Source organism: Xenorhabdus miraniensis (assembly GCF_002632615.1).
Genome location: NZ_NITZ01000008.1, coordinates 153358 through 174433, shown reverse-complemented (window position 1 = coordinate 174433; position 21076 = coordinate 153358). Strand labels below are relative to the sequence as shown.

Here is a 21076-nt window from a genome sequence, read left to right as displayed (position 1 = left end):
TTTATCATGATCTTCTCAAGAGCAAACATCTTTTCCTTTCCCCCCTTTCCACCCAACATAGCGCCTTATTAGGTGATTTTTCGCTTAATTTAGCACCATTCATAAACACGTCTTCCACCTTGTTGTTTCCCACTAAAAAACCTCAATATCGTGGTTCCTCATGGTTCAATTACCAAAGAAAAAAATAATACAAGTTGGTAAAAAAACGCCGTTGGACACAAATTATCATCCAGTTGTTTTTATTAAAAAAGTTTCAACATTAAACCAGAAAAATCTTTTTTCTCTAAGTAATCACAAGTGCGAGTGAAACCAAAATTTTAATAATTTTTAAGTTTATTTAGTGGAAAAAGTAATATTAAGTGATATTTTTTAATGAAAATATACTAATTTGACAATAGTTATACACCAAAATGTTCAAATCTGTTTATGTAAGTCAAATCAATAAAATTTTATTAAAAAACAAAACATTTTATACCAAACTGTAAACATAATCCTACATAATATAACCTAAGTCAAATTTCATTACATACTACAAAACATTTGTCTTAAGCAATTATAATATATGAATTTTTTTTGTTATTCATACATTTTATTGCGCCAAGATAGTATCATTGGTTAAAAGTTGTTAATTGATTTTAATCAATTTTTGCAAGATTGATCAGCATTAATATTTCAAAAAAATTACATATCCAAAATTTAATTCCACTTAATAACAATATTACGGATTATAAATCTAAACTAGACAGTTTGGTATATTTTGTCCAGTTTATAGCCTCAAGAAAGTCACCAATAAGAACTATATATGCTTATTAATATAATATTAGTAATGAATTTATTATTAACTGCGTATTTATCTTATTTATTGTCTATAAAATTACTAAAAATCCATTAGTTGAGTTATTAATTTTTATAAAAACCCACAAAGTGAAAATTAGGAGAATATGAGTTATCTCTCACGTAAGGAAAACAAAAATGTGTTGTTTAGCCTGCGTCAATCAAGCAGCCGAGAGATGCAGAGATAACGACAGAACAAAGAAACATAATTCGTATCATGGAAGAACACACCTTGCCTCGGTAAGGGGCTGTTTTTTACAAAACGTTAATAAAAAGATCATGTCATTAAAAAAACCATACGAATGTCAGAAAACAAAACGGCGAATCAGGTGATAACAATAGGCATACCGTGAACGGTAGTGAATCCGTCAAGGCAGGCTCTATTTTACGGGCAATTATTCTTGATAACGCCATAACTTACTGACTTAAAAAGGATAAAATATGGAAGATGCGAACTTATTAGTCGGAAGACGTATTCAAACCAAAAGGAAAGAATTGGGCATTACGGCAACAGCTCTGGCAAAGCAACTCAGTATCAGTCAACAACAACTGTCACGTTACGAAAGAGGGACAAATCGAATTAATATTGACCATCTTGTTGTTATTTCTACTATATTAGATACCCCAATTGAGTGGTTTTTTGAAGATTGTTTCCCAAAACACAAAAAAGAGGATAACTCCGTTAATAAACTCGCGGATCAATATATTCCCATTGCTGAAACAATTATAGGGAAGAATGGTTGTTAAATGGGACGAGATAAACGTGTCAGAAGCCTGCTATGAGACTGATTTAATTGTTCGCATTTAAGGCTTCTGACTCTTGTTCGTTAGTGTTTCTGCATTGTGTCACTGTCAAGGGTGCTCAACAATCCCAATGACATCCATAACAAATCGTTTGATAATTCTCAGTTCTTCCGCAGAATAGCTTTCCAGTTTTTTTAACCACCTTGCTTCCGCTTGTTGATGCAGTTTTTCATGGATATCAAATAGCCGTTTCCCTTCGCGAGTCAGTCTGAAATAGGTTTCTTTCTGGTTATCCACCATTTTCAGTTTCTCAACCATAGAACGTTGAAGAAGTTTTGCACACACTTTTGAGATCGCCCCCTTGGTCATTTTCACCGTTTGACTGATAGCGGTGATATTCAATAGCCCTGATTCCCCGATACATTGAATGACATGTAATTCAGACAATGAATAATCACTGATTCCATACTCACGGAGTGTCTTTTCATCATGTCTTTGCTTAATATTGTCTCTCAGGTGTATCAAGTGGTTAACGGCGGCAAGGATCTCGCGTTGGTGGGCTGTGCTGTTGGTCATTTACGATTATTTCTCAGGAAACTATTTCCGACATCATAGCAAAAAAAGGAAAAAAAGATCTTTACAAAATCTGCCAATTTATTAATCTCCACATTGTTTCCAAGGAAACAATGTGGAGAAAAAGATGAATAAGTATATTTCAGTCCGTAATGTAAAAATGGTCTTCTATCTGGTGTGCTTCAGCGCCCTTTTAGGCTCTCTGGCTCAGAATATTTATGCTCCCGTTATTCCTACCATCAAAGAGTTGTTCAATACCTCCTTGCCATTAGTCAATCTCACTGTGTCAGCATTCACATTCGTTTTAGCTTTTATGCAAATCGTATATGGCCCACTCGCTGATCGAAAGGGCCGCAAAGCGATTCTGCTGCCTGCCCTCGCTATCTCCATTATCGGTTCAATCGGCTGTGCCATGACTTCCGATATTTATTGGCTGATTTTCTTTCGGATAGTGCAAGCAATTGGAATTGCTGCCATTCCCGTTATTGCTGCGACAATTATTGGCGATCTTTATGAAGGACAGGATCGTGCAAAAGCCATCAGTACCTATCAAATGTTATTAACACTTGCTCCTGCGACGGGGCCATTGATAGGTGGCTATTTAGCTGAATTAGATGGGTATGTTGCTATTTTCCAGTTTATTGCCATTATTGGTGGATTGGTGCTCATCGGAAATTTGTTTTGGTTACCGGAAACTAAACCTGAACAACAAGAAAACAATCAAAAAACAGCCTTTCACTTCCGTAAAATTCTATCCGACCGCACCACGCAATCTGTTTTCTTCGTTAGCTTTATGCTGTTCTATTGTTATTTCTGCTTTCTGACTTTTTTACCCATCATCTTAAATAATGAATATGATTTCAGCCCTGCTGATATTGGTTGGATGTATCTCCCCATGTCTTTGGCAATGGTTGCTGGTAGTTATAGCTATCGCTTGATTAATCATCGATTTTCTAAAGAAAATGGGCTTATTATCAGCAGCTTGCTAAATTTGCTCTTAATCCTGCTTTTTTCCATAACATACCAATTGGGTATTCCCACTTTAATCATTGTCACGGCTTTTTACGGTTTTACTTTGGGACTATCAACACCTACACATGCCACCTTACTGTTGGCAAAGTTTGTGGAAGAGCGAGCAACTGTGATTGGGCTTTATAATTTTATCAGGTACACAGGCATGGCTGTTGGCCCAATGGTTGGTAGTTTCTTGTTATTTAATAATCGCTATGAATGGATATTTTTAGTGGGGGCCTTGTTATTTGCCTTGTCTATTGGTGTTACTGCCATTATGACTCACTGGCGCGATAAACCATAAAGCACCTTTGATGAGGCGATTTATGTTTGATCAGTAAAGAGTACCTCTAATATGATTGCAATGGAAAAAATATTCATATACTTACTCTTTCACTAATAAATTAATAATAAAAGTAACATTATTCAATGTATTTCTATTTTATTTAAATAATGAATTATTTTCATTATGCAATATGACATATCAATTATTCTTATAAGTAAATTCAACCTTCAACAGTTGCAATGAAATATAACTCGTTGTTTTTAACGTTTATTTAATTAATTGCAATATTTAATTTTGCTAAATTGATTTAAAAAACAATTTTTTATTAAAAAATGCAATAATTTTATATTGATCATATTAATTTTATTTGTTATTTTTTTCGTGACTTAGGTTATTTCAATATTTATAAGGCTAATAATTTTATTATGTAATTCCATATAACACTACTGTAACGAGGATCTAAAAATTGAGTACCGAGTTTTGTTTTGTTAAACACAGCCATGATAAAAAACTTAGTAAATTAACGAATTCATTCAATGCAGAGGAATTATTAAAAGGAACTATTTTCTTTAGAAATAGTTCCGATATATCCAAAAGTAAGAATGACCAATATACCGTGTTTTTAATTGGTGATATCTATAACATCTCTATTTTGAGATCTACTTTAGGGAAAATAGAAGGAAATGCTTGGGCATTAAATGCTGCCGAAGTACTTTTATTAATGCGAGAAAGATTAGGAAACGCTTCTCTTTCTCTGGCTGAAGGTGATTTTTGCTTATTTATTGAGGATAAGAAAGGTAAGATAGAGATAATAACGGAGTCTCGAGGTTTAAATCTAGTAAGCCTAGTGAAAACTGACACACTTTGGATTACGAATAGCTTGAAAATTGTTGGTAGTATTGAGAATGAGAATTCTTTTGATTTCCGTTCCGAAGAAGAAGTTATTAGAGACACCCTAAAATCCGATGACTTTTCTCCAATAAAAAATGTATTAAGATTAAAACCAGGAACAATAAACACACTAAATTTTGACGAGCAGAATTATCCTTATATAGAAAGTAAAAAATTTACCTCACCGATAGAAAATAATGTCTTAAAAATAAAAGAAAGTCTTATTTTAGAAATCATTGATATGGATTTGAGGTATTCAATTTCTAGACTAGCCAGTAATAATGAGTCTATAGGGATTCCACTATCCGGTGGGCTAGATTCAAGTCTAGTAACTGCTTTGGCATGTCAATATTTCAAAAAAGTAAAGACATGGTCTATAGGTACAGAATTAAGCAATGAGTTTGAATTTTCTCAAATTGTTTCAGACGCATTAGGGACTGAGCATGAAGTTAAAATCCTGAGCGAAGATGAAATTATTTCAGGTGTAGTAAAAGCGATTTATCACAATGAGATCTTTGATGGGTTATCTTCAGAGATTCAATCAGGACTATTCAATGTTTATGAATTAGCAAAAGGAAAGGTGAATTCGTTAATAACAGGATATGGCTCTGATCTATTATTTGGTGGCATATTGGATCCATTAAAGTCTTATAACAATCCAAATAAAATATTATCTGAGCAACTCTACCGCACTAAATGGACAGGTGAGTTTTCTACTCATGGCGCTAGGAGTTACGGGTTGAATGTATATCATCCATTTTGGAATAACAATCTGATATCTTTATGTCATAATTTAGATCCAACCTTTAAAATTAGAAATAATGAAGTGAAGAATATTTTGCGTGAGTACGCAGATAGTTTAAATGTTCTTCCTGAAAACATTGTCTGGCGAAAGAAAATAGGTATTCATGAAGGTTCATCTATGAATAAATCTTTTGCAAAAATAATAGGAACAAAAGTAAGTAATTATCAAGAAAAAACAAGGTTTAGTTATGCGATATACAGAGAATTTTTAACTGGCAGATTAGCACTTGAAGAAGCCAGCACGACTAAATTACGTAAAATTGTAAAAGGAAATTAAGCATGATTATAGAAAGAGATTTTGGTTCAGTCAGAGTCTTGATTCTGAATCATGAAAACAAACATAATCCATTCAATGAAAAGCTAGAAAATGTAACTAAGGATATACTCAATAAAGCTGATTTAGATACTAATATTAAGGCTATCGTTGTTTATGGTGGTAAAAATCGCTCCTTCTCTTCTGGAGGTGATTTCAATGAAGTTAAGAAATTAATAGGGGAAAATGTAGAACATTGGATAGATCGAGTTATTGATCTATATAATGCAGTATTAAACATAAAAAAACCAACAATAGCAGCAGTGGATGGTTATGCGATAGGAATGGGATTTCAATTTGCTATGATGTTTGACCAGAGGATTATGTCAAATGAAGCCCGCTTCGTAATGCCTGAGCTAAAACATGGTATTGGTTGTTCTGTTGGTGCGACTATTCTTAACTTCACACATGGTTATAATTTAATGAGGAAAATTGTATTCGAGTGCGAAGAACTTTCATCTGAATTATGCCTTAAATACAATATAGTAAATCAAGTAACAGATAAAGAAGTACTTTTAGAGGCAGCAATAGAGCGAGCCCATTTACTTACAACGTATCCAGAAGCTTCATACTCAAATACAAAGAAATTCATGAATAAGCGGTTCATTGACGCATTGGAAAAATGCAGGCAGGAATCGAAACTAGTCCATAAAAATTCGTTTGGTGCTAGAGATGCACAAAAGCATTTCCAAAAAGTACTTGGTGAAAAATATTAATCAAAGGAATTATATGAATAATAATTTACAATGGTCACCAATAATGAAATCGGGTTTTGGTGCCAAAATTAATGCGGATAATTTTCTAAAAACAGACACTGAAGTAATCAAAAACCTTCTTATGCGCCAAGGTTTTGTCATAGTCAATCAACTTAATATCGATGCTAATGAATTCCGTGATATATACAGCAAGTATGGAACAATAGTTGAATATGTTGATGAAAAGATCGAGGTTGGTTTTGGTTATCGTGACACACTAAAACTTGAAGGAGAGAAGGGAAAAATTGTTACTGGACGTGGGCAACTGCCATTTCACGCCGATGGTGGTTTATTGTTGTCTCAAGTAGACCAAGTTTTTTTATACGCAGCAGAAATAAAAAATATGAAATTCCGTGGTGCAACTACTGTATGTGACCATGTTCTCGCGTGCAAGGAGATGCCTGAACACTTATTGAAGGTACTAGAGAATGAAATTTTTGAAGTCAGGGTATTGGAACGTGGTTATTATGTAGATGTTTCTCCTGCCGGATGGTTTAAAGTTCCTGTATTCACTGATCTTGGGTGGGTAAGAAAAATGTTGATATATTTCCCATTCGATGAAAATCAGCCCGCTAGTTGGGAACCTAGGATTGTTGGGTTTACAACAGAGGAAACAAAGAGATTCTTCACAGAACTTACCTCATTTATGAAAAAACCCCGTTACTATTATAAACACTATTGGGAAGCAGGAGATTTAATTATCATGGATAACAGAAGAGTTATTCATGAAAGGGAAGAGTTTGACGATGACAAGATTATTCGTCGTCTTTACCGTGGGCAAACCGCAGATATCTAATTTCATCAATAAAAAGCCGGGCATGAGCTCGGCTAAAATTAAAAATGGAGCATTTATTGAAATATCAAGAAAAAATATCACTATATTCAAGATATAGTACTCTAACACTTTTACTTAAATTCATTGCAACATTATTACTTACAAATAAATTCACAAAGAATATATCTTTAAAGTTAGTTAATTTCACAATTAATAGAAAAGTAAAATTCATAACAAAATTTTTAAACAACGTCTATTTTGGAGGTGAAACCCTCACCGAAGCTAAGGAAATTGTCAATTTTTTAGGTAAAAATAATATTTACAGTGTACTGGATTACGCAATAGAAGGAGAAAATAATGAACAATTTTTTGATGATGCAGTTGAGTCAACACTAAAATTAATTAACTTTTCCAGTAATGAAAAAAAGATACCTTATGTTGTTATTAAACCATCGTCATTAGGAGCCATTCATATTTATGAAGAAAGAACAAAAAGCCGGACATTTTTAGAAGAAAATTCAGATGCTTGGGAACGGGTGTTGGCTCGCTATGAGAAAATATTTTCTTATGCGTATAAGAAGTCTGTTCGTATAATGATTGATGCAGAACAATCTTGGGTACAATCCGCCGTTGATACAATTGCAATAAATAGCATGATTAACTATAATAAAAAAGAACCAATTATAACATTAACCATACAATGTTATAAAAAGGAATCGCTTAGCATTTTAAAAGATCTCCACGTTATTGCAGTTGGTAACAAAATTAAGGTAGGAGTAAAACTTGTGAGAGGTGCATATTTAGAAGAAGAGATTATAAATCATGAAAGAGCAATTGGATCTGTCTTTTCAAAAAAAGAAGAAACAGATTATAACTATAATGTTGCAGTAAAATACATTGCCGAAAATATCGGTTTTTTCTCTCCTTTCTTTGCCACTCATAATGAAGTAAGTATATCAAACATATTGAACGAAGATATGTTGAAACATAAGCCATGTTGGATGGGGCAATTATACGGTATTGGAGATCACATCTCATCTAATTTAGTAAACAGCGGCGCTAAAGTATGTAAATATTTACCATATGGGCCATTTAATAAATCATTACCCTATTTGTTAAGAAGAATAAATGAAAATGCTGTATCTATAGATACCTTTATGAGAGAAAATACAATCATAAGAAAGGAGATAATATCAAGAATTAGAAGGAGCATTAAATGAAAGATGAGATTTTTAAATTAAAAATTGGTGAGAATACATTTGACATCGAGTCACATGAATCAATTTTACAATGCGCATACAAAAACAATATTAATTTAAAATACCATTGTGCTTCTGGGCATTGTGGAAAATGTAAAATAAAACTTATTTCTGGTGAGGTTCATCTTGACCATTCTGGAGGAATATCTCGAGAAGATATTTCATTAGGGTATATTCTGGCATGCTGCTCATTTCCTAAAGGGAATATTGAAATTTCATGAGGATAATATGCGATATATAATTTCATTTTTATATTTTATTATGTCGTTTCAAGCGTATTCAAATAATAATATTAGTGAAAGTTTTGTTGAAGGTGGGCATTTTTATGTTGGCACTGTTTTTGGGAATCAAGATTACATATCACATTCAAATGTAGAATTAAATTCTTTTTACATTCTGAAAAATGAAGTCACTTATTCTCTGTATCAAGAAGTATATGAATGGGCAATTTTGAATGGTTATGAATTTCATGATGGCTGCAATGGCGCAACTTATGAAGACTGCCTTCCTCCTGAATGGGATGAAGGTCAACATCCTGTGACAAATATTGAGTGGTTGGATGCTGTTATTTTCGCCAATGCGTTAAGTGAAAAGTCAAACTTAACACCAGTATATTTACAAAAAAACAATGCCCCCATCCGAAAAAGTGCTAAAGATATAGATATACTCATAAATAAACAGGCGAATGGATATCGCTTACCTACCCTAAATGAATGGCATGTCGCTGCACGAGGTGGAAAACCAGCATTAAAATCTGGTACATATGGATACCGTCATTCTGGTAGTGATAATGCCAAAAAAGTTGCGTGGTATCCTGAATTGAATACTAATAATTTTGGCACGAATATTGTTGGTAAACTATCACCCAATGCTTTAGGGTTATATGACATGAGTGGTAATGTTTCTGAATGGGTTTATGATAGTTATAATTTAGGAAAAGTTAAAATGTATTATTTCTGTGGAGGAAGTTATCTTTCTCACTCAACTACTTTGGTAAGTTGTGATAACCATAGCGCAGGATTTTTTATGCCTGATATCGGATTTAGGTTAGCCAGGAGCCATATAATTGAAAATTAAAATATTTTTTATACTATTAATCTTTTTATCATTCAACTTTTTTGCTCATGGTAGCTCTAAGGTTGCGCTTAAGGATGGTGTAAATTTTATAGATTTGAATGGTGATGGCATAAAAGATGTCATTTTTCATGCCGAATTTGATAATAATACTTCTCACCCTAGTAATACTTTAACTATTTTCATAAAAAATAAAAATGGGAATTATAATATTGTTCCTATTCCACATGATGTAGGTTTTACTTGGTTTGATTTCCGTTTATCGGCATCGCCCATAAAAATAACTGATTACGAGTTACGTAAAGAAAAAGGATATTACTATATAGTTATTGCCCATAAAATATATGATAAATTAACAAATGATAACGTTTTTGATGAGTTACCTGTTAAATTTAGCAGATATGATATAAAAACTAATCATGAAGTACCAGGTGTTTCTATTTTTTACTGGGATTATACCAGTTCTTATATTACTAAAAATAAATATAAAAGTGTCGATGAAGCTTTTATGGAATTTAATTTGGAGGGAGGCTTATGAGGTTTATTATTTTTATTTTATTATCGTTTTCATCTGTTCTTTGTTATGCTATTAATAACTATGAATATATGGATAAAATACAAAAAAAACTTGATAATCAAACACCTTTATGTCTTGGTGAAACCCAGTGGCCTGTTTCAGTTAAAAATGGCAGTTCTGTCTGGATTAATGCAAAGATGGAATCTCTTGTTGATGCAGGATTAGTGAAATCCAGTATTGAAGGCCATAATAAAGTATGGTTTTTAACCCTGTTAGGTTCAAAGGAATTTAAAAGGAGTGGTGATTTCTGTTATGGTAGAATCATAGTGAAAAATATTGAAAGTATTACTCATATAGACGAAAAAAAAGGATTTATTATTTTTAATTATTATATAGAGTCATTGCCTGAATGGGCTAAAAATAAATCAGTCAGAGTTGCATATTCTTATTTGGATAATATTGTTACGGGAATTAACGTAGCAAAATATCGAGTTGAATTTGAAAAAATGAGTTCAGGGGTTATAGAAATAACTGATGAACCAACTCAACTTGATTTACTTTATTAAAGGAATAATCCAGCAATCTCTCCTTTATAAAGGACAACATTCAATACACTATTTTAAACTGATTTTTATGCCTTTTGATGAGATATAGCCCAAACCGCCGCAACATTACGTGCCGTTACCTGCAAGTTATCGGCACCATTGGTAAGAGCATCTGACAGAGAGCAAGCTCCCGGTACGATGGAAAATACTGCATCCAACCCATGTTGATGCACGACAGAGTAATCTTGGCTCATTCCACCCACTAGAGCGATCGTCGGAATACCAAATTTTTTGGCAACTTTAGCAACGCCAATCGGCGTCTTACCCTGTATCGTCTGCTTATCTATACGACCTTCTCCCGTAATGACCAAATCTGCCCCCTGAACTGCCTCTTCCAATTTCAGGGTATCGACAACAATCTCAATACCTGACTGCAATTTCGCTCCAAGGCAACCCAGCAAAGAAGCCCCCATGCCTCCAGCCGCTCCCGCGCCTGCTTCATCAATCACGTTTTTGCCTGTTAGCGATTCAATCTTCATCCCATAATGAAGCAATGCAGAATCCAACGCTTTCACCATCTCCGGCGTTGCCCCTTTTTGTGGGCCAAACACCGCTGAGGCGCCTGATTCTCCACATAGCGGATTATTCACATCACAAGCCACGGTGAATTCAATTTGACTAAGGCGAGGGTCAAGATCTGTTAAATCGATTCTTTCCAGGCGAGTTAACGCTGCACCGCCAAATGGCAGGGTTCGGCCATCCCCATCCAATAGATTTGCCCCAAGTGCCTGCATCATACCTGCACCACCATCGTTGGTCGCACTGCCGCCAATGCCTAAAATCAGTTTCTGTGCCCCATGATCCAATGCAGCCAGAATAAGCTCGCCCGTGCCATAGCTTGTCGTTATCAAAGGGTTACGCTGTTCTGCCGGCACCAAATGCAAACCCGAAGCAGCAGCCATTTCAATCACCGCCGTCTTTCCATCACCCAATAGACCGAAAAATGCTTCAACAGGTTGCCCCAACGGATCGGTAACGGTACATGTAATATATTTTCCCCCTGTTGCCGCAACCAGTGATTCCACTGTTCCTTCCCCACCATCCGCCATCGGTAACTTGATGTAATCCGCCTGCGGGAAAATTTCCTGAAATCCCTGCTCTATTGCTTGCGCCACTTGTAAAGCGCTCAGGCTTTCCTTAAATGAATCAGGAGCAATCACAATTTTCATGACAAGTACCTCTATCGCTTGGGTGAATATCCTCTGACATCTCTGGCCAGCAAAACCGAATACGCCAAAGATGGAGCTGTAATCTGGAACCGTCCAAAAAAAAGTGCCCGGTTTTTCATGAGCAGAACACCAGCACTTTGTCAGCAATTTGAAACAAGAGAGGCAATTAACCTCTCTTGTTATTTTCGTCCTTATATTATAACTGAATTGAAATCAGGCGAAAAAAACTGCTGTTCGGCCTTGGCAGGCTTAAAACCTTGCAGCAGGTTTTCGTGGGAACTGCCGACATCAGGGAATGAGGCCATAGCCCCAATCAAATTCGCCAGACTCCGATTTTGAGCTTCTGAATCAGTGGTCACTGCGTTAGCCGTTATGGCTGATTGCCCGCTGGCCCAGGACAAATCCATCAACGCTCCATTGATATTATCCTGTTTACTTATGCTCTTAACTAAGTGCTCCACATTGATGAACGACGAAGCGCCTTCCAGATTGATGTGCAGATGCTGATGTTCCTCAGCTTTGCTGCCAAATACCTGACGCACTATCAATGCCGTACCATTACTGGTATCAGTCAACATCAGATCATCATCGTATCGGTTCACCAAGATGCTCTCCGGATTGGCTATCGGTAAACACAAGCGATCCAAGGTTTGATTCGGATCGTCATTATCGATGATTACCGCACGGTAGTGGTTCCACATCTCCTTATTGAGTCGATAGGTATCTCCACCCGCCCCACCATGTAGCACCAGACTATCAACACCATCAATGAGCGGTAGCGTCAGATTGTCATCAGACTTCTTCCCTCCTTGAAGTATCAGGGACGAATTGATGCGTTCCATTCCAGTGAAACTATTGAGCCCTTTTACCCTGCTGCCATTGATTTCATATAACTTCTGAGAAGTCTGGTTATACACATATGCCGTCTGATTTTTTACATTGGTGCCTATAAAGCGCAGATTGTTCGAGGCAGGGATTCCATTACCTGAAAATATCTGACCACTGTCAATATCGAACCAACTTCGCATATTGCTGTCCTGCAAGGTCAGTACGCCTTTATCCTGCTGCCACTGATTCGCAAGTTTAGTCAGTGCTTGTGACAAATGGGGCATATTGCTCTGCTTCCAGCTTTCATCAACACCAACTAACCGCAATTCACCATTATTGGTTCGCAACAAGATTTCGCCTTTGTCCGTGGTCAGGCGTATGCCGACATCGACCTGTTGCACCGCTTTGAAATGCACTCCAGACATTAATTCGCGGGCAGTGGGAAGTTGCGCCGAGATGTTAAGCACTTGGTCAGTCCCAAAGGCGGCGGCCAACGCATCGTCAGTCATGACGGGCTGAAGATACAACTGACCGCTTTCAGGCTCGAAAAGCCGGGCGGAGGTACCATTCGCTTCAAATCCCAGAAATTGCAGTGATTTGCCTTGCAGTTCCGCCGAAGCCACCACCACCTGCCCGGTGTGGTACCACACCGGAAGCAGGCTTTTGCCATCAGAACCTTTGACCCCAAACACAGCCAGAGTAGCGCTGCCATCGGTGACGTTGCTCAACGCCTTCCACCAGTGTGTTCGTCCCTTAAGCCAATGCTCGTTGACCGCTTCATAACTCAGCCTCCCTTGATCATTAAGCTGAGCCACACGACCATCCTCGGTGACAGCAATCAAGTTACCCTCCAGGTTGACCACATTCGCCAATGGTGGAGTGCTGACGCGCAATGCTGTAGGACGGTTAGCATTAAGCATTACCTGACCTGAGCCTTCTTGACGGAATAGAGCCTTTTCCTTCCTACTGTAGAAGAAGAACACTTCCGTGTCAGAAGGCCGGGAAATACTGCCTGCTAATACGAGATCGGCAGGGATCTGCCATGCACTGCGGTTCTGTTCGACTCCTGTAAAGTCCAGGGTCTGTTCTTTCGGTGGTGCCAGATTTGGCTTGATCAGCGTGCCATCGCTGGTACGTATCCAGTAACGGTGCGCTACACCGGCCGCATCCTTGCCGAATACGGTGACCAACTCTGCACCCTCTCTAGTTGGCTGGATTATCCGTGTACCTAACGTATATTTCAGAGTTTCACGCGGAGTACGATTACTCTCATAGCCTCGGAATACGTACTTAAGATCACGACTATGCTGGGCAGTACGCGCCGAAAGCTGGAGCAGATCATCATCCCCGACTGCACTGACTAACTCCATTCGATCACCGATAATCCGATAGCTTAATTCCGCTTCTTTCTCTTTCAGTCGGTAACGGCGCGCCAGATAGACGTCATTCCCTTCTTGCCATAGATGGCTGATCTTGCCTTCATTGTCATTGAACCATGGTTCAAACTGGGCATTGACCTGTCCAGTGGCAATATCTACCCGCCACGCGACTGCATTGTCAGCATCATAGAAATAGGCATAATCACCAACCACCGCCCCCAATTGGGCATGTTTGGCCTGTTCGATAGTCGTATCGGTAAACAGCATCCGTTTCTTGGTTACATCGTAAAAAGCCCGACCAACATCACGCTCGTTGTACTTGTAGTTCTCCACGACCACATACTGCCCATGCAACTGATGCGCATCAGCCAAATCATTCAGGTGCTGCTCAATTTGCTGACCGGATACTTTCCATTTGCTCGCATCTTCGCTTACTACTGTGGTTGTCAATTTGGAGAAGTCGACTTCGCGCACTTCGTTATCGCCGTTAACCACCAGTATCTGCCCGTTCTGGGATGAATCGAGTTCAACGACCACGCCACCGACTTCCAATTGGTTTTTCGAGACCTTGATAATATCTTTATCTTTATCGGTAAGCTGGCTGCTATCGATAATCCAGCGCGATGGCATATTACCACTGCCATCCGTCTTGGAATCATCGCTCGTAAGCTTCACTTTGGTGCCTTTGTTCAGCCCGATCAAGTACCTCCCGCCGGCACCTTTGATCTCGTAATTCAGGTAACCATGCAGTTCCTTGGGTAGCTTAGGCACTATCAGTTTCCTGTCATTCTGATCGAGTATCACTTCGATCGATGTTTTCACATACTCCTGATGTATCCTACGGATCGTTTGTTCACTCGGAAAAATGTAGAAGTCGTAGTCAAAGCGCTTGTCCTTTTCGAGCCTGCGAATCACATCGAAACCCGTATCATGACGCGTAGTTGCGCCAGGGAGTATCATGTATTCGTACCTGATGTAAGATTTCGGTGTACCCGGCAGGATCAGCACATTGCTATCACTGTGGTCGAGTTTATGGGCCGTTTCCTTGTAACCGATCCCGCTGCGCACTTCGATTGCTTGTTTACGGTCATGAACCATCTTTGGAAAATCGCCGACCCAGAAGAAATAATTGATTTCCCCTGAGCCAGTAGAACCAGAATGGGTGCGATAAATGTACTGACTGTCGAAGCCTATCTGACCATTACGCAGATCCAGGGTTTTGATCACAGCGCCAGGCAGAGGAATCAATACTCCCTTCTCATTGTCATACCGATAGCCATGATCCTTGTAAGCCTTGTCGAGCATATCGAAGTAACAGCCTACTGCCTTCGCATCCTCGGCGACAGCACCAAAAGCTTGAGCCAGCGCTGTAAAACCCACCGCAAGCCCCCCTAGGATCACGCCAGCTCCACCGAGTACAGCCGCTGTTGTCGAGGCACCAACCAATCCAGCACCGACTCCGGCAGCACCCGTGACGAAGCTGGCCGAATCGAAAGCTAACTGAGTTCCATATACCGCTTTCTGCGTATCTGTTTCAGCATGGGCCAATTCATAAGCGTCCAACCCAACAAAAGCCCCACCCAAAAGTAAACCTACCCCTTCATTGGCGGTGTGAGCCAGAGCAGAAGAAAATTCATTAAGCGAAGTCTTAGCACCTACCACTCCACCGCGCAATGCAGTGGTCACCAGCTCGGTCACTTTAGCAACATCATTTAAACCACTGTGAACCATCTGAGCATAATTCAAGTAACTGTGGATCTTGAGGGCGGTAGCCAGATCAGGCGAAGCAATCCCATGTGCTGCATCGTGGCGATTCTTGTCGGCAAACCACTGGATCAATGTTTGTACTGCAAACCCGGCATTCAACCCATCAATCGGAGCTCCCTCACTGACACCGCCCTTAGGCTGTATCTGGCCATTTTTCAGTGTGAAATGCTGGCCCAAAGTGGACATATGTTCATCAACGAAGCGGCGGAACTCCACAAAGGTGGCATCGTTGCTATTTACCCAACGAATTTCTTCAGGCCGATCACGATTGATGAATTGGACGCGATAATGACCTTCTTTCGTTTCCTCGGTATTGCCGATTATTGGCATCCAATGCTGGTCGAGTTTATTTTCCTGAGCCAGCCTTGTAATAGATTCATCGAATTTTGCCCCCCACTGCTCAGCATCAAGAGTCACCAATGCAGTACGTAACTGGGCATCCTTGGTAATTTTCTCTTGGGCAATGACTGTTTGCTTGACCCATTGCCGTTGCTCTATGACAGTAGCTAGTTCATCGGTACTGCTCAAGTCAGCGACGTCCAACCCGTTACCCAACGACACTCTTGCCATCTTATCCGGATCGATTTCCATCAAGTTAAATTCAGGATTCGACTCACTGCCAAGCGAACCGTAATAAACCGCCATCTTGCGCTTCACCAGATGCTTATTGATGGCTTGAAAGAAATTGTCTGAATTGTTAAATGCAAAAATTCCGACATTTGGATCATAAAAATAGTAACGACGCCCTTCATCTCCGATAGTGACCCCTACCATCATCGCGTGATTCCGGGTGTTGAGGGCAAACATCGAAGTCCCGGTCTTTTCCTTCAACAGAGACACAACATTCTGTAACGTAAACTTCCCTCGAGCCGTCAATGCCTGCACAGCCTCAACATTAGAGTGTAGTTTTGCCAGACTGTTTTTTAACAATATGGAACTGCCTTCCTGAGGAGAAGCCGCAGCCAAAAAGAGTTTTTCCACCAGACGGTTGATCCCTGCTTTGCCAGAGTTGGCTACTGCCACCGCCATCGCTCTGACTAAGGGATAGCAACGACCACCGGAAACATCACCGACTAATGACAGATAAAAATCTTGTGGCGCAAGTTGACTGAAACTGCTACCGGCACGCTGAAAATTCTCACTGAATACCGCCGTCTGTTTCAGTACCTTGTCGATGTATTCGGCTTGGCTGGTTTCAGCGATACGACCACTCAAGGCACCCCGTTGTTTAGGAGTAAGCTGACTGTCTAAAAACAGGCTTTTCATCTCCAGAACCGACATTTTATCGTTAAACCCTGGGATACTAATATCCTGGAAGTTGCTCAGGCCATCAATAAACCCGGGACTCGGCCATCTTTGTTGATAAGCTTCAGCAATAGCATAACGCTCGCCCAAGCTATTCTTGCGTTCCCGACCGCCACCTTGAATAGATGTATCATTAATCTGCAACACCGCATCTATACCGTTCTTGGACTTAATCTGCTGCCATAACCAGCTTTGTTCGACAGAGAGTACTTCACGTAAGACGGAATCGTATTGTTCCTTGTAGAATTCCAACGTGATATTGAGCTGTTTTATCTGCTCGTCTCTGGTGCTACTCCAGGTCTTATAGAGTTCGTCTCGCTTGTCCACTAACTTCTGAGTGTCTGTTGTGATCTTGGCTTGAATCTCATCACACAGCTCAATCCACGCTGCAATCGCCGGATGATGAGGAGAAAATTCTCCCGCTTCATATGCCTTATCAGAGACGCCTTCGCTGGTTATTCCGAACTGAGTAGCGATCTTTTTGAGTTTTTGATGAATACTTTCACGGTAAGTTGCGAATTGGATCTGGTTATGCTTAGCCCTTTGATTGTCAGCAATCTGGATCAAGATTGGCTCTTCACCATTGCGTAACCTCGGCCAGAGCATCTGACCGTCACGCTGATACTCCTGACGCTGGGATACCAGTTGCCATTCGTCATTGATATATTGCATGTATGTCGTTGCAAAGCCTTCAACGGTGCCAGCTACTTGATAATCCTTATAGTCCACGGCCATGACCACGTTGTCGTACAGCAGCGAGCTGTTGACGCGGCCGTCGTGGTAAACTCGGTAAGTGTTCTCATCAAGGTTGGTCACTACAACCGAACTTCCCGACAACGACCCCGTGAACAGAAAACTTCCCGGAGCCGCATGTTTAGGAATATCGATATAAGCTGGCAAGGTATTGTCCTGATTTGCCCCGTTGTAGCCGAGGAAATATGCGGGCACGCTGTTAGTTTCCTTTTCAACAACATCATTCGTGCTTTGAGCAGAGTATTCGACCTCATATAAACCCGCCTTAATCTTCACCAACTGGGCCCGCCCCTCTGCCGGGAGTTGCCCTGCTCCAACCAATGCTTCGGCACTGATCGTATTGGATTTAGCGAATAATTTAGGATTGTTGGCAAACTGCTGAATATTGGCGCTGCCCTCGCGGAACTCGAATCCAGCTCCCAGAGATGGCAACCCGGTCTTGAGCTGCAAGTCTTTCACTGCCTGCCCCAGCAACGCCGGCATAGGGCCAATTTGGGTAAAGCGCGGTGGATGGAACTCGTCTGCCGCCGACAAACCCTGATTGACGATGGGTAAGACTCGTGCCATCACCCCATCATACAGTTCACCTTGCAACGCCCTTTTGCTGCCTTCAGCGCGGTACTTGTCGAACATCCGCAATATATCCTTGCCGATACTGTCCGCACCCTCCGGTTCGTAACGCGCAGCGACGTAGAAGGTTTCGAAGAACGAGTGATAGCCGTTACGAATCATGAAGGCTGCATTGGCCATCTGGAACTGCCAGTACTGTTTGACGCTCAACGTACCACCGAACAATTCCGGCAAGACATTGCTAACAGTCTGGGTAGTCCCAGAAATTCCCCCCATGAACGGGGTATCCAAGTCATTCATGTAGCGTGTGGCGTCATGCTTGACGTCTGAACGGAACTGGTTGTAACTGCGGTACTTATCGTCCTTAATCAAGTACGAACCATCGTGATACGCCAGCTCCTCAGGGCTGGTATTGAGGATCAGATACGGGTCAGGCTGATTCAATCGGTTATTGATCATAACCTTACCGGCACCCAGCTCGGCGTGGGGATTGACCGGGACTGCGGTTTTGGAAAGGCCATCGGCTACCGGACGCAAAACATGGAACAAGGCCTGTTTGCGCAGACTCCTGCCCTCATGACTCAACAACGCCTTTTTAACCGTCAGACGCAGTTGTACATCGTCGCTTTCAAGGCCCTTGGGACCGGCCAATAACAGGGTGAGCAACTTGCCATCCAATGAACGCTCAACGGCCACCTGATCGAAAACCTGTTTTTTCGGGTTACTTGGATGCTGTGCTGCATTGGCACTGGCGACCCGCTGGGTCTCCGCTTCGATAGCCTGAATGCGCCACTGTTCGTACAGTGGCACCAACAACTTCTTGGCTTGGGCAATATCATTTTGTACATAGCCACCTTGTAGGATCTTGTCCACAGCCGGGTTTTTCACCAGGCTCGCCGCTAACTCAAACAGCAGCGGGTCGTTATCGACGCTCTGCCAGACCGAAGCGGCGAACGCCTGTTCCCACAACACCTTGTTCAGATTATTGCCCTTGATATCGCGCATTCTGTCATAAGTGTACTCCGACTCCAGCACTCCTGCGGGGGTAATGTGGTTGCGTTCGAGCAAACGCACCAATTGCTGCTCGAACGCTGTGCGTTCACTGCTGCCTTTAAACAAACGACTGGCCTTCGCACCATCATCTCGCAATTGATCCAGCTTCTCAAAAAATGCGGCGTTGTATTGATACAATTCGGCGGTCTGTGCCTTGCTCAAGTGACTACTGCTCATCTTGTCGCCGTCAACGCTCATCACGACAAAGGGCGTTGCAGACAGGTAAGTTTTACTCGGGGTTTTGCCCTGTGGCATTTCCAGCAAGTACTGGCGACCAGCAAAACCGACCGAGCGTTCCAGCTCATGGATATTGACGAAAAGCCCGTCACGGTCTGGATGGTAACTGTTCTGGCGAAATCCCTCCAAGCCGATAGTCTGGAAGCTGGAGATATCAGCATTCTGGTTGATTAGGTCACTTAAGGCACCTGGCAATGGCACTTCACGGGTGATAGTGGTATTCAGAGATTGACCAGACACCTGTACCCCAATCTGGTTCGGCACCTTGCGGTCAACGTTGGTCAGCAACATCTTGTGACCGTCACTCAGCAACTGTGCTTTGAAACCTTCGCGCAAGGTACTTTCCGAAACCAAGTAACTGGCAAAGCACTTCTCAACGAATTCAGTTTTGACCAGCACCGAGCGAATTGGCGCATAGGTCGGCGAACGGAAGGATGGCGGCTCACTTTTGAGCCGATATTGTTGTTGCCAAGCCAAGGAGCGGGCGGCAGTACCGAAGGAGAAGTTGAGTACCCCATTCGTCGGCACGACCAACCTACCGTTCTCCAGGAAGAAGTCCTTGAAGCGGCCATCAGTGCTGGCATTGACCAGCGCAACGTTCATGCGGATGTAGCCAGGACGCTCTTCCATCATCAGCAGTGAAATATTGACCGGCAGATCATCGGAGGCCCGAGGCACTGTAGTCAGCGCGCTGAGGGCGGCAGCCTTTTGCGCAGCGGGTACATTGAGCCAGGTATTGTAGCGGGCATTAACGTCCTTATAGGCTTGTAGCTCGGAAAACAGTGTCACGTATTTTGGGGTAAACGTGGAATCGGCCACCTGTGTGGCCAGTTGCTGTTCCAGACGCTGGATATTGGTATCCAGTTTGGCCTGCTTGTCCGCCACTCCCTCACTCAAGGTCTGCGCATTTAGGGGTTTGCCGGGGCTGAGCATGGTTAACGCTTTGTCCCAGGTACTTTCAAAGTGCTGCATGGCCGCCTGCTGGCGCTGGTATAACCGGATGTCGCGGTCCAATTGCTGCTTGTAGGCGTTGATCGCTGGTGTGTTGGACTTATTGTTCATCTGCTGCCGTCTTTGTTGCAGCATCTGCAACTGGTCGTCGACAGAAACGGGAGTATCCTGCATCTGAAAATACTGGGCAGCCAGCACACTCAGGGTGCTTTGTTGCATTTCCTGCAACCGCTCGTCTACCTGCCTGATGTAGTCGGACCGTTCGTCGGGGCTCATGTTGAACCATTCGGTCTGACGACCCGACGCCATGATTTGTCGATCGATCAGAGTATTGAGCAAATGAGTGAAGTCTTTGGACATAGAAGTCATTGCGGTGATCCTTTACCTGTTTTTGTTAGAAGCCGGCTGTTTTATTGACCAATGTTAGCTATCTCACGGCCGGTAGATAAGTTAGTTAGTTGATGGTAGTTAGTTGATGGAAAAAGATGTTGTGTTGGTCTGAAAAACTTTCAGAATCCTGTGGACACAACGAATGCTCAGGGGCTAAACGAAACAGCGAAAAAGAAGGCTATTTATTGCAGCTAAGGCCTTGTATGCAAAAGGTGAGCTAAGTGTAAACGAGA

At 41.3% G+C, this 21076-nt stretch carries 13 protein-coding genes; 10 read left to right on the top strand and 3 right to left on the bottom strand.

Going from position 1 to position 21076, the window contains the following annotated elements; genetic code table 11:
* Positions 1 to 1275 precede the first annotated feature (1275 nt).
* Positions 1276 to 1581 (top strand): helix-turn-helix domain-containing protein, encoded by a 306-nt coding sequence (locus tag Xmir_RS10055; RefSeq protein WP_099114236.1) that lies wholly within the window; start codon positions 1276 to 1278, stop codon positions 1579 to 1581.
* Between the two features lie 105 nt (positions 1582 to 1686).
* Here the strand turns inward: Xmir_RS10055 and Xmir_RS10050 are convergent, their stop codons facing one another.
* Entirely contained in the window at positions 1687 to 2154 is a 468-nt protein-coding gene (locus Xmir_RS10050; protein ID WP_099114235.1) for a MarR family transcriptional regulator, read from the bottom strand.
* A 124-nt stretch (positions 2155 to 2278) separates the two neighbouring features.
* On the opposite strand from Xmir_RS10050, the gene Xmir_RS10045 reads away from it, so the two are divergent.
* The 9 genes from Xmir_RS10045 to Xmir_RS10005 all read left to right on the top strand — a co-directional run bounded on the left by Xmir_RS10045 (position 2279) and on the right by Xmir_RS10005 (position 10402).
* Positions 2279 to 3466 carry an MFS transporter gene (locus Xmir_RS10045; protein ID WP_099114234.1) on the top strand — a complete coding sequence of 396 codons (1188 nt, stop codon included), beginning with the start codon at positions 2279 to 2281 and terminating at the stop codon, positions 3464 to 3466.
* Positions 3467 to 3914: 448 nt separating this feature from the next.
* A complete protein-coding gene (locus Xmir_RS10040; RefSeq protein ID WP_099114233.1) occupies positions 3915 to 5420 on the top strand; it encodes an asparagine synthase family protein in 1506 nt (501 codons plus the stop codon).
* A 2-nt stretch (positions 5421 to 5422) separates the two neighbouring features.
* Complete coding sequence (locus Xmir_RS10035; protein WP_099114232.1) at positions 5423 to 6172, top strand: enoyl-CoA hydratase/isomerase family protein; 750 nt, start codon at positions 5423 to 5425, stop codon at positions 6170 to 6172.
* A 13-nt stretch (positions 6173 to 6185) separates the two neighbouring features.
* Complete coding sequence (locus Xmir_RS10030) at positions 6186 to 7007, top strand: TauD/TfdA dioxygenase family protein (protein ID WP_099114231.1); 822 nt, start codon at positions 6186 to 6188, stop codon at positions 7005 to 7007.
* A 56-nt stretch (positions 7008 to 7063) separates the two neighbouring features.
* Positions 7064 to 8206 (top strand): proline dehydrogenase family protein, encoded by a 1143-nt coding sequence (locus Xmir_RS10025; protein WP_167385966.1) that lies wholly within the window; start codon positions 7064 to 7066, stop codon positions 8204 to 8206.
* Positions 8203 to 8466, top strand: coding sequence for a 2Fe-2S iron-sulfur cluster-binding protein (locus Xmir_RS10020; RefSeq protein WP_099114229.1), 264 nt, complete (start codon positions 8203 to 8205; stop codon positions 8464 to 8466). Before Xmir_RS10025 ends, Xmir_RS10020 begins: the two co-directional genes overlap by 4 nt.
* Positions 8467 to 8473: 7 nt before the next feature.
* Positions 8474 to 9322, top strand: a complete 849-nt coding sequence (locus tag Xmir_RS10015; RefSeq protein WP_099114270.1) for an SUMF1/EgtB/PvdO family nonheme iron enzyme — start codon at positions 8474 to 8476, stop codon at positions 9320 to 9322.
* Positions 9312 to 9857, top strand: coding sequence for a carbapenem self-resistance protein CarG family protein (locus Xmir_RS10010; protein ID WP_099114228.1), 546 nt, complete (start codon positions 9312 to 9314; stop codon positions 9855 to 9857). Before Xmir_RS10015 ends, Xmir_RS10010 begins: the two co-directional genes overlap by 11 nt.
* A complete protein-coding gene (locus Xmir_RS10005) occupies positions 9854 to 10402 on the top strand; it encodes a CpmK protein (protein ID WP_099114227.1) in 549 nt (182 codons plus the stop codon). The genes Xmir_RS10010 and Xmir_RS10005 overlap by 4 nt, the downstream gene beginning before the upstream one ends.
* A gap of 65 nt (positions 10403 to 10467) precedes the next feature.
* Here Xmir_RS10005 and Xmir_RS10000 read toward each other — a convergent pair whose 3' ends face one another.
* Both Xmir_RS10000 and Xmir_RS09995 read right to left on the bottom strand, forming a co-directional pair.
* Positions 10468 to 11610 carry a glycerate kinase gene (locus Xmir_RS10000; protein ID WP_099114226.1) on the bottom strand — a complete coding sequence of 381 codons (1143 nt, stop codon included), beginning with the start codon at positions 11608 to 11610 and terminating at the stop codon, positions 10468 to 10470.
* A 191-nt stretch (positions 11611 to 11801) separates the two neighbouring features.
* Positions 11802 to 20822, bottom strand: coding sequence for a TcdA/TcdB pore-forming domain-containing protein (locus Xmir_RS09995; protein WP_099114225.1), 9021 nt, complete (start codon positions 20820 to 20822; stop codon positions 11802 to 11804).
* Positions 20823 to 21076 lie beyond the last annotated feature (254 nt).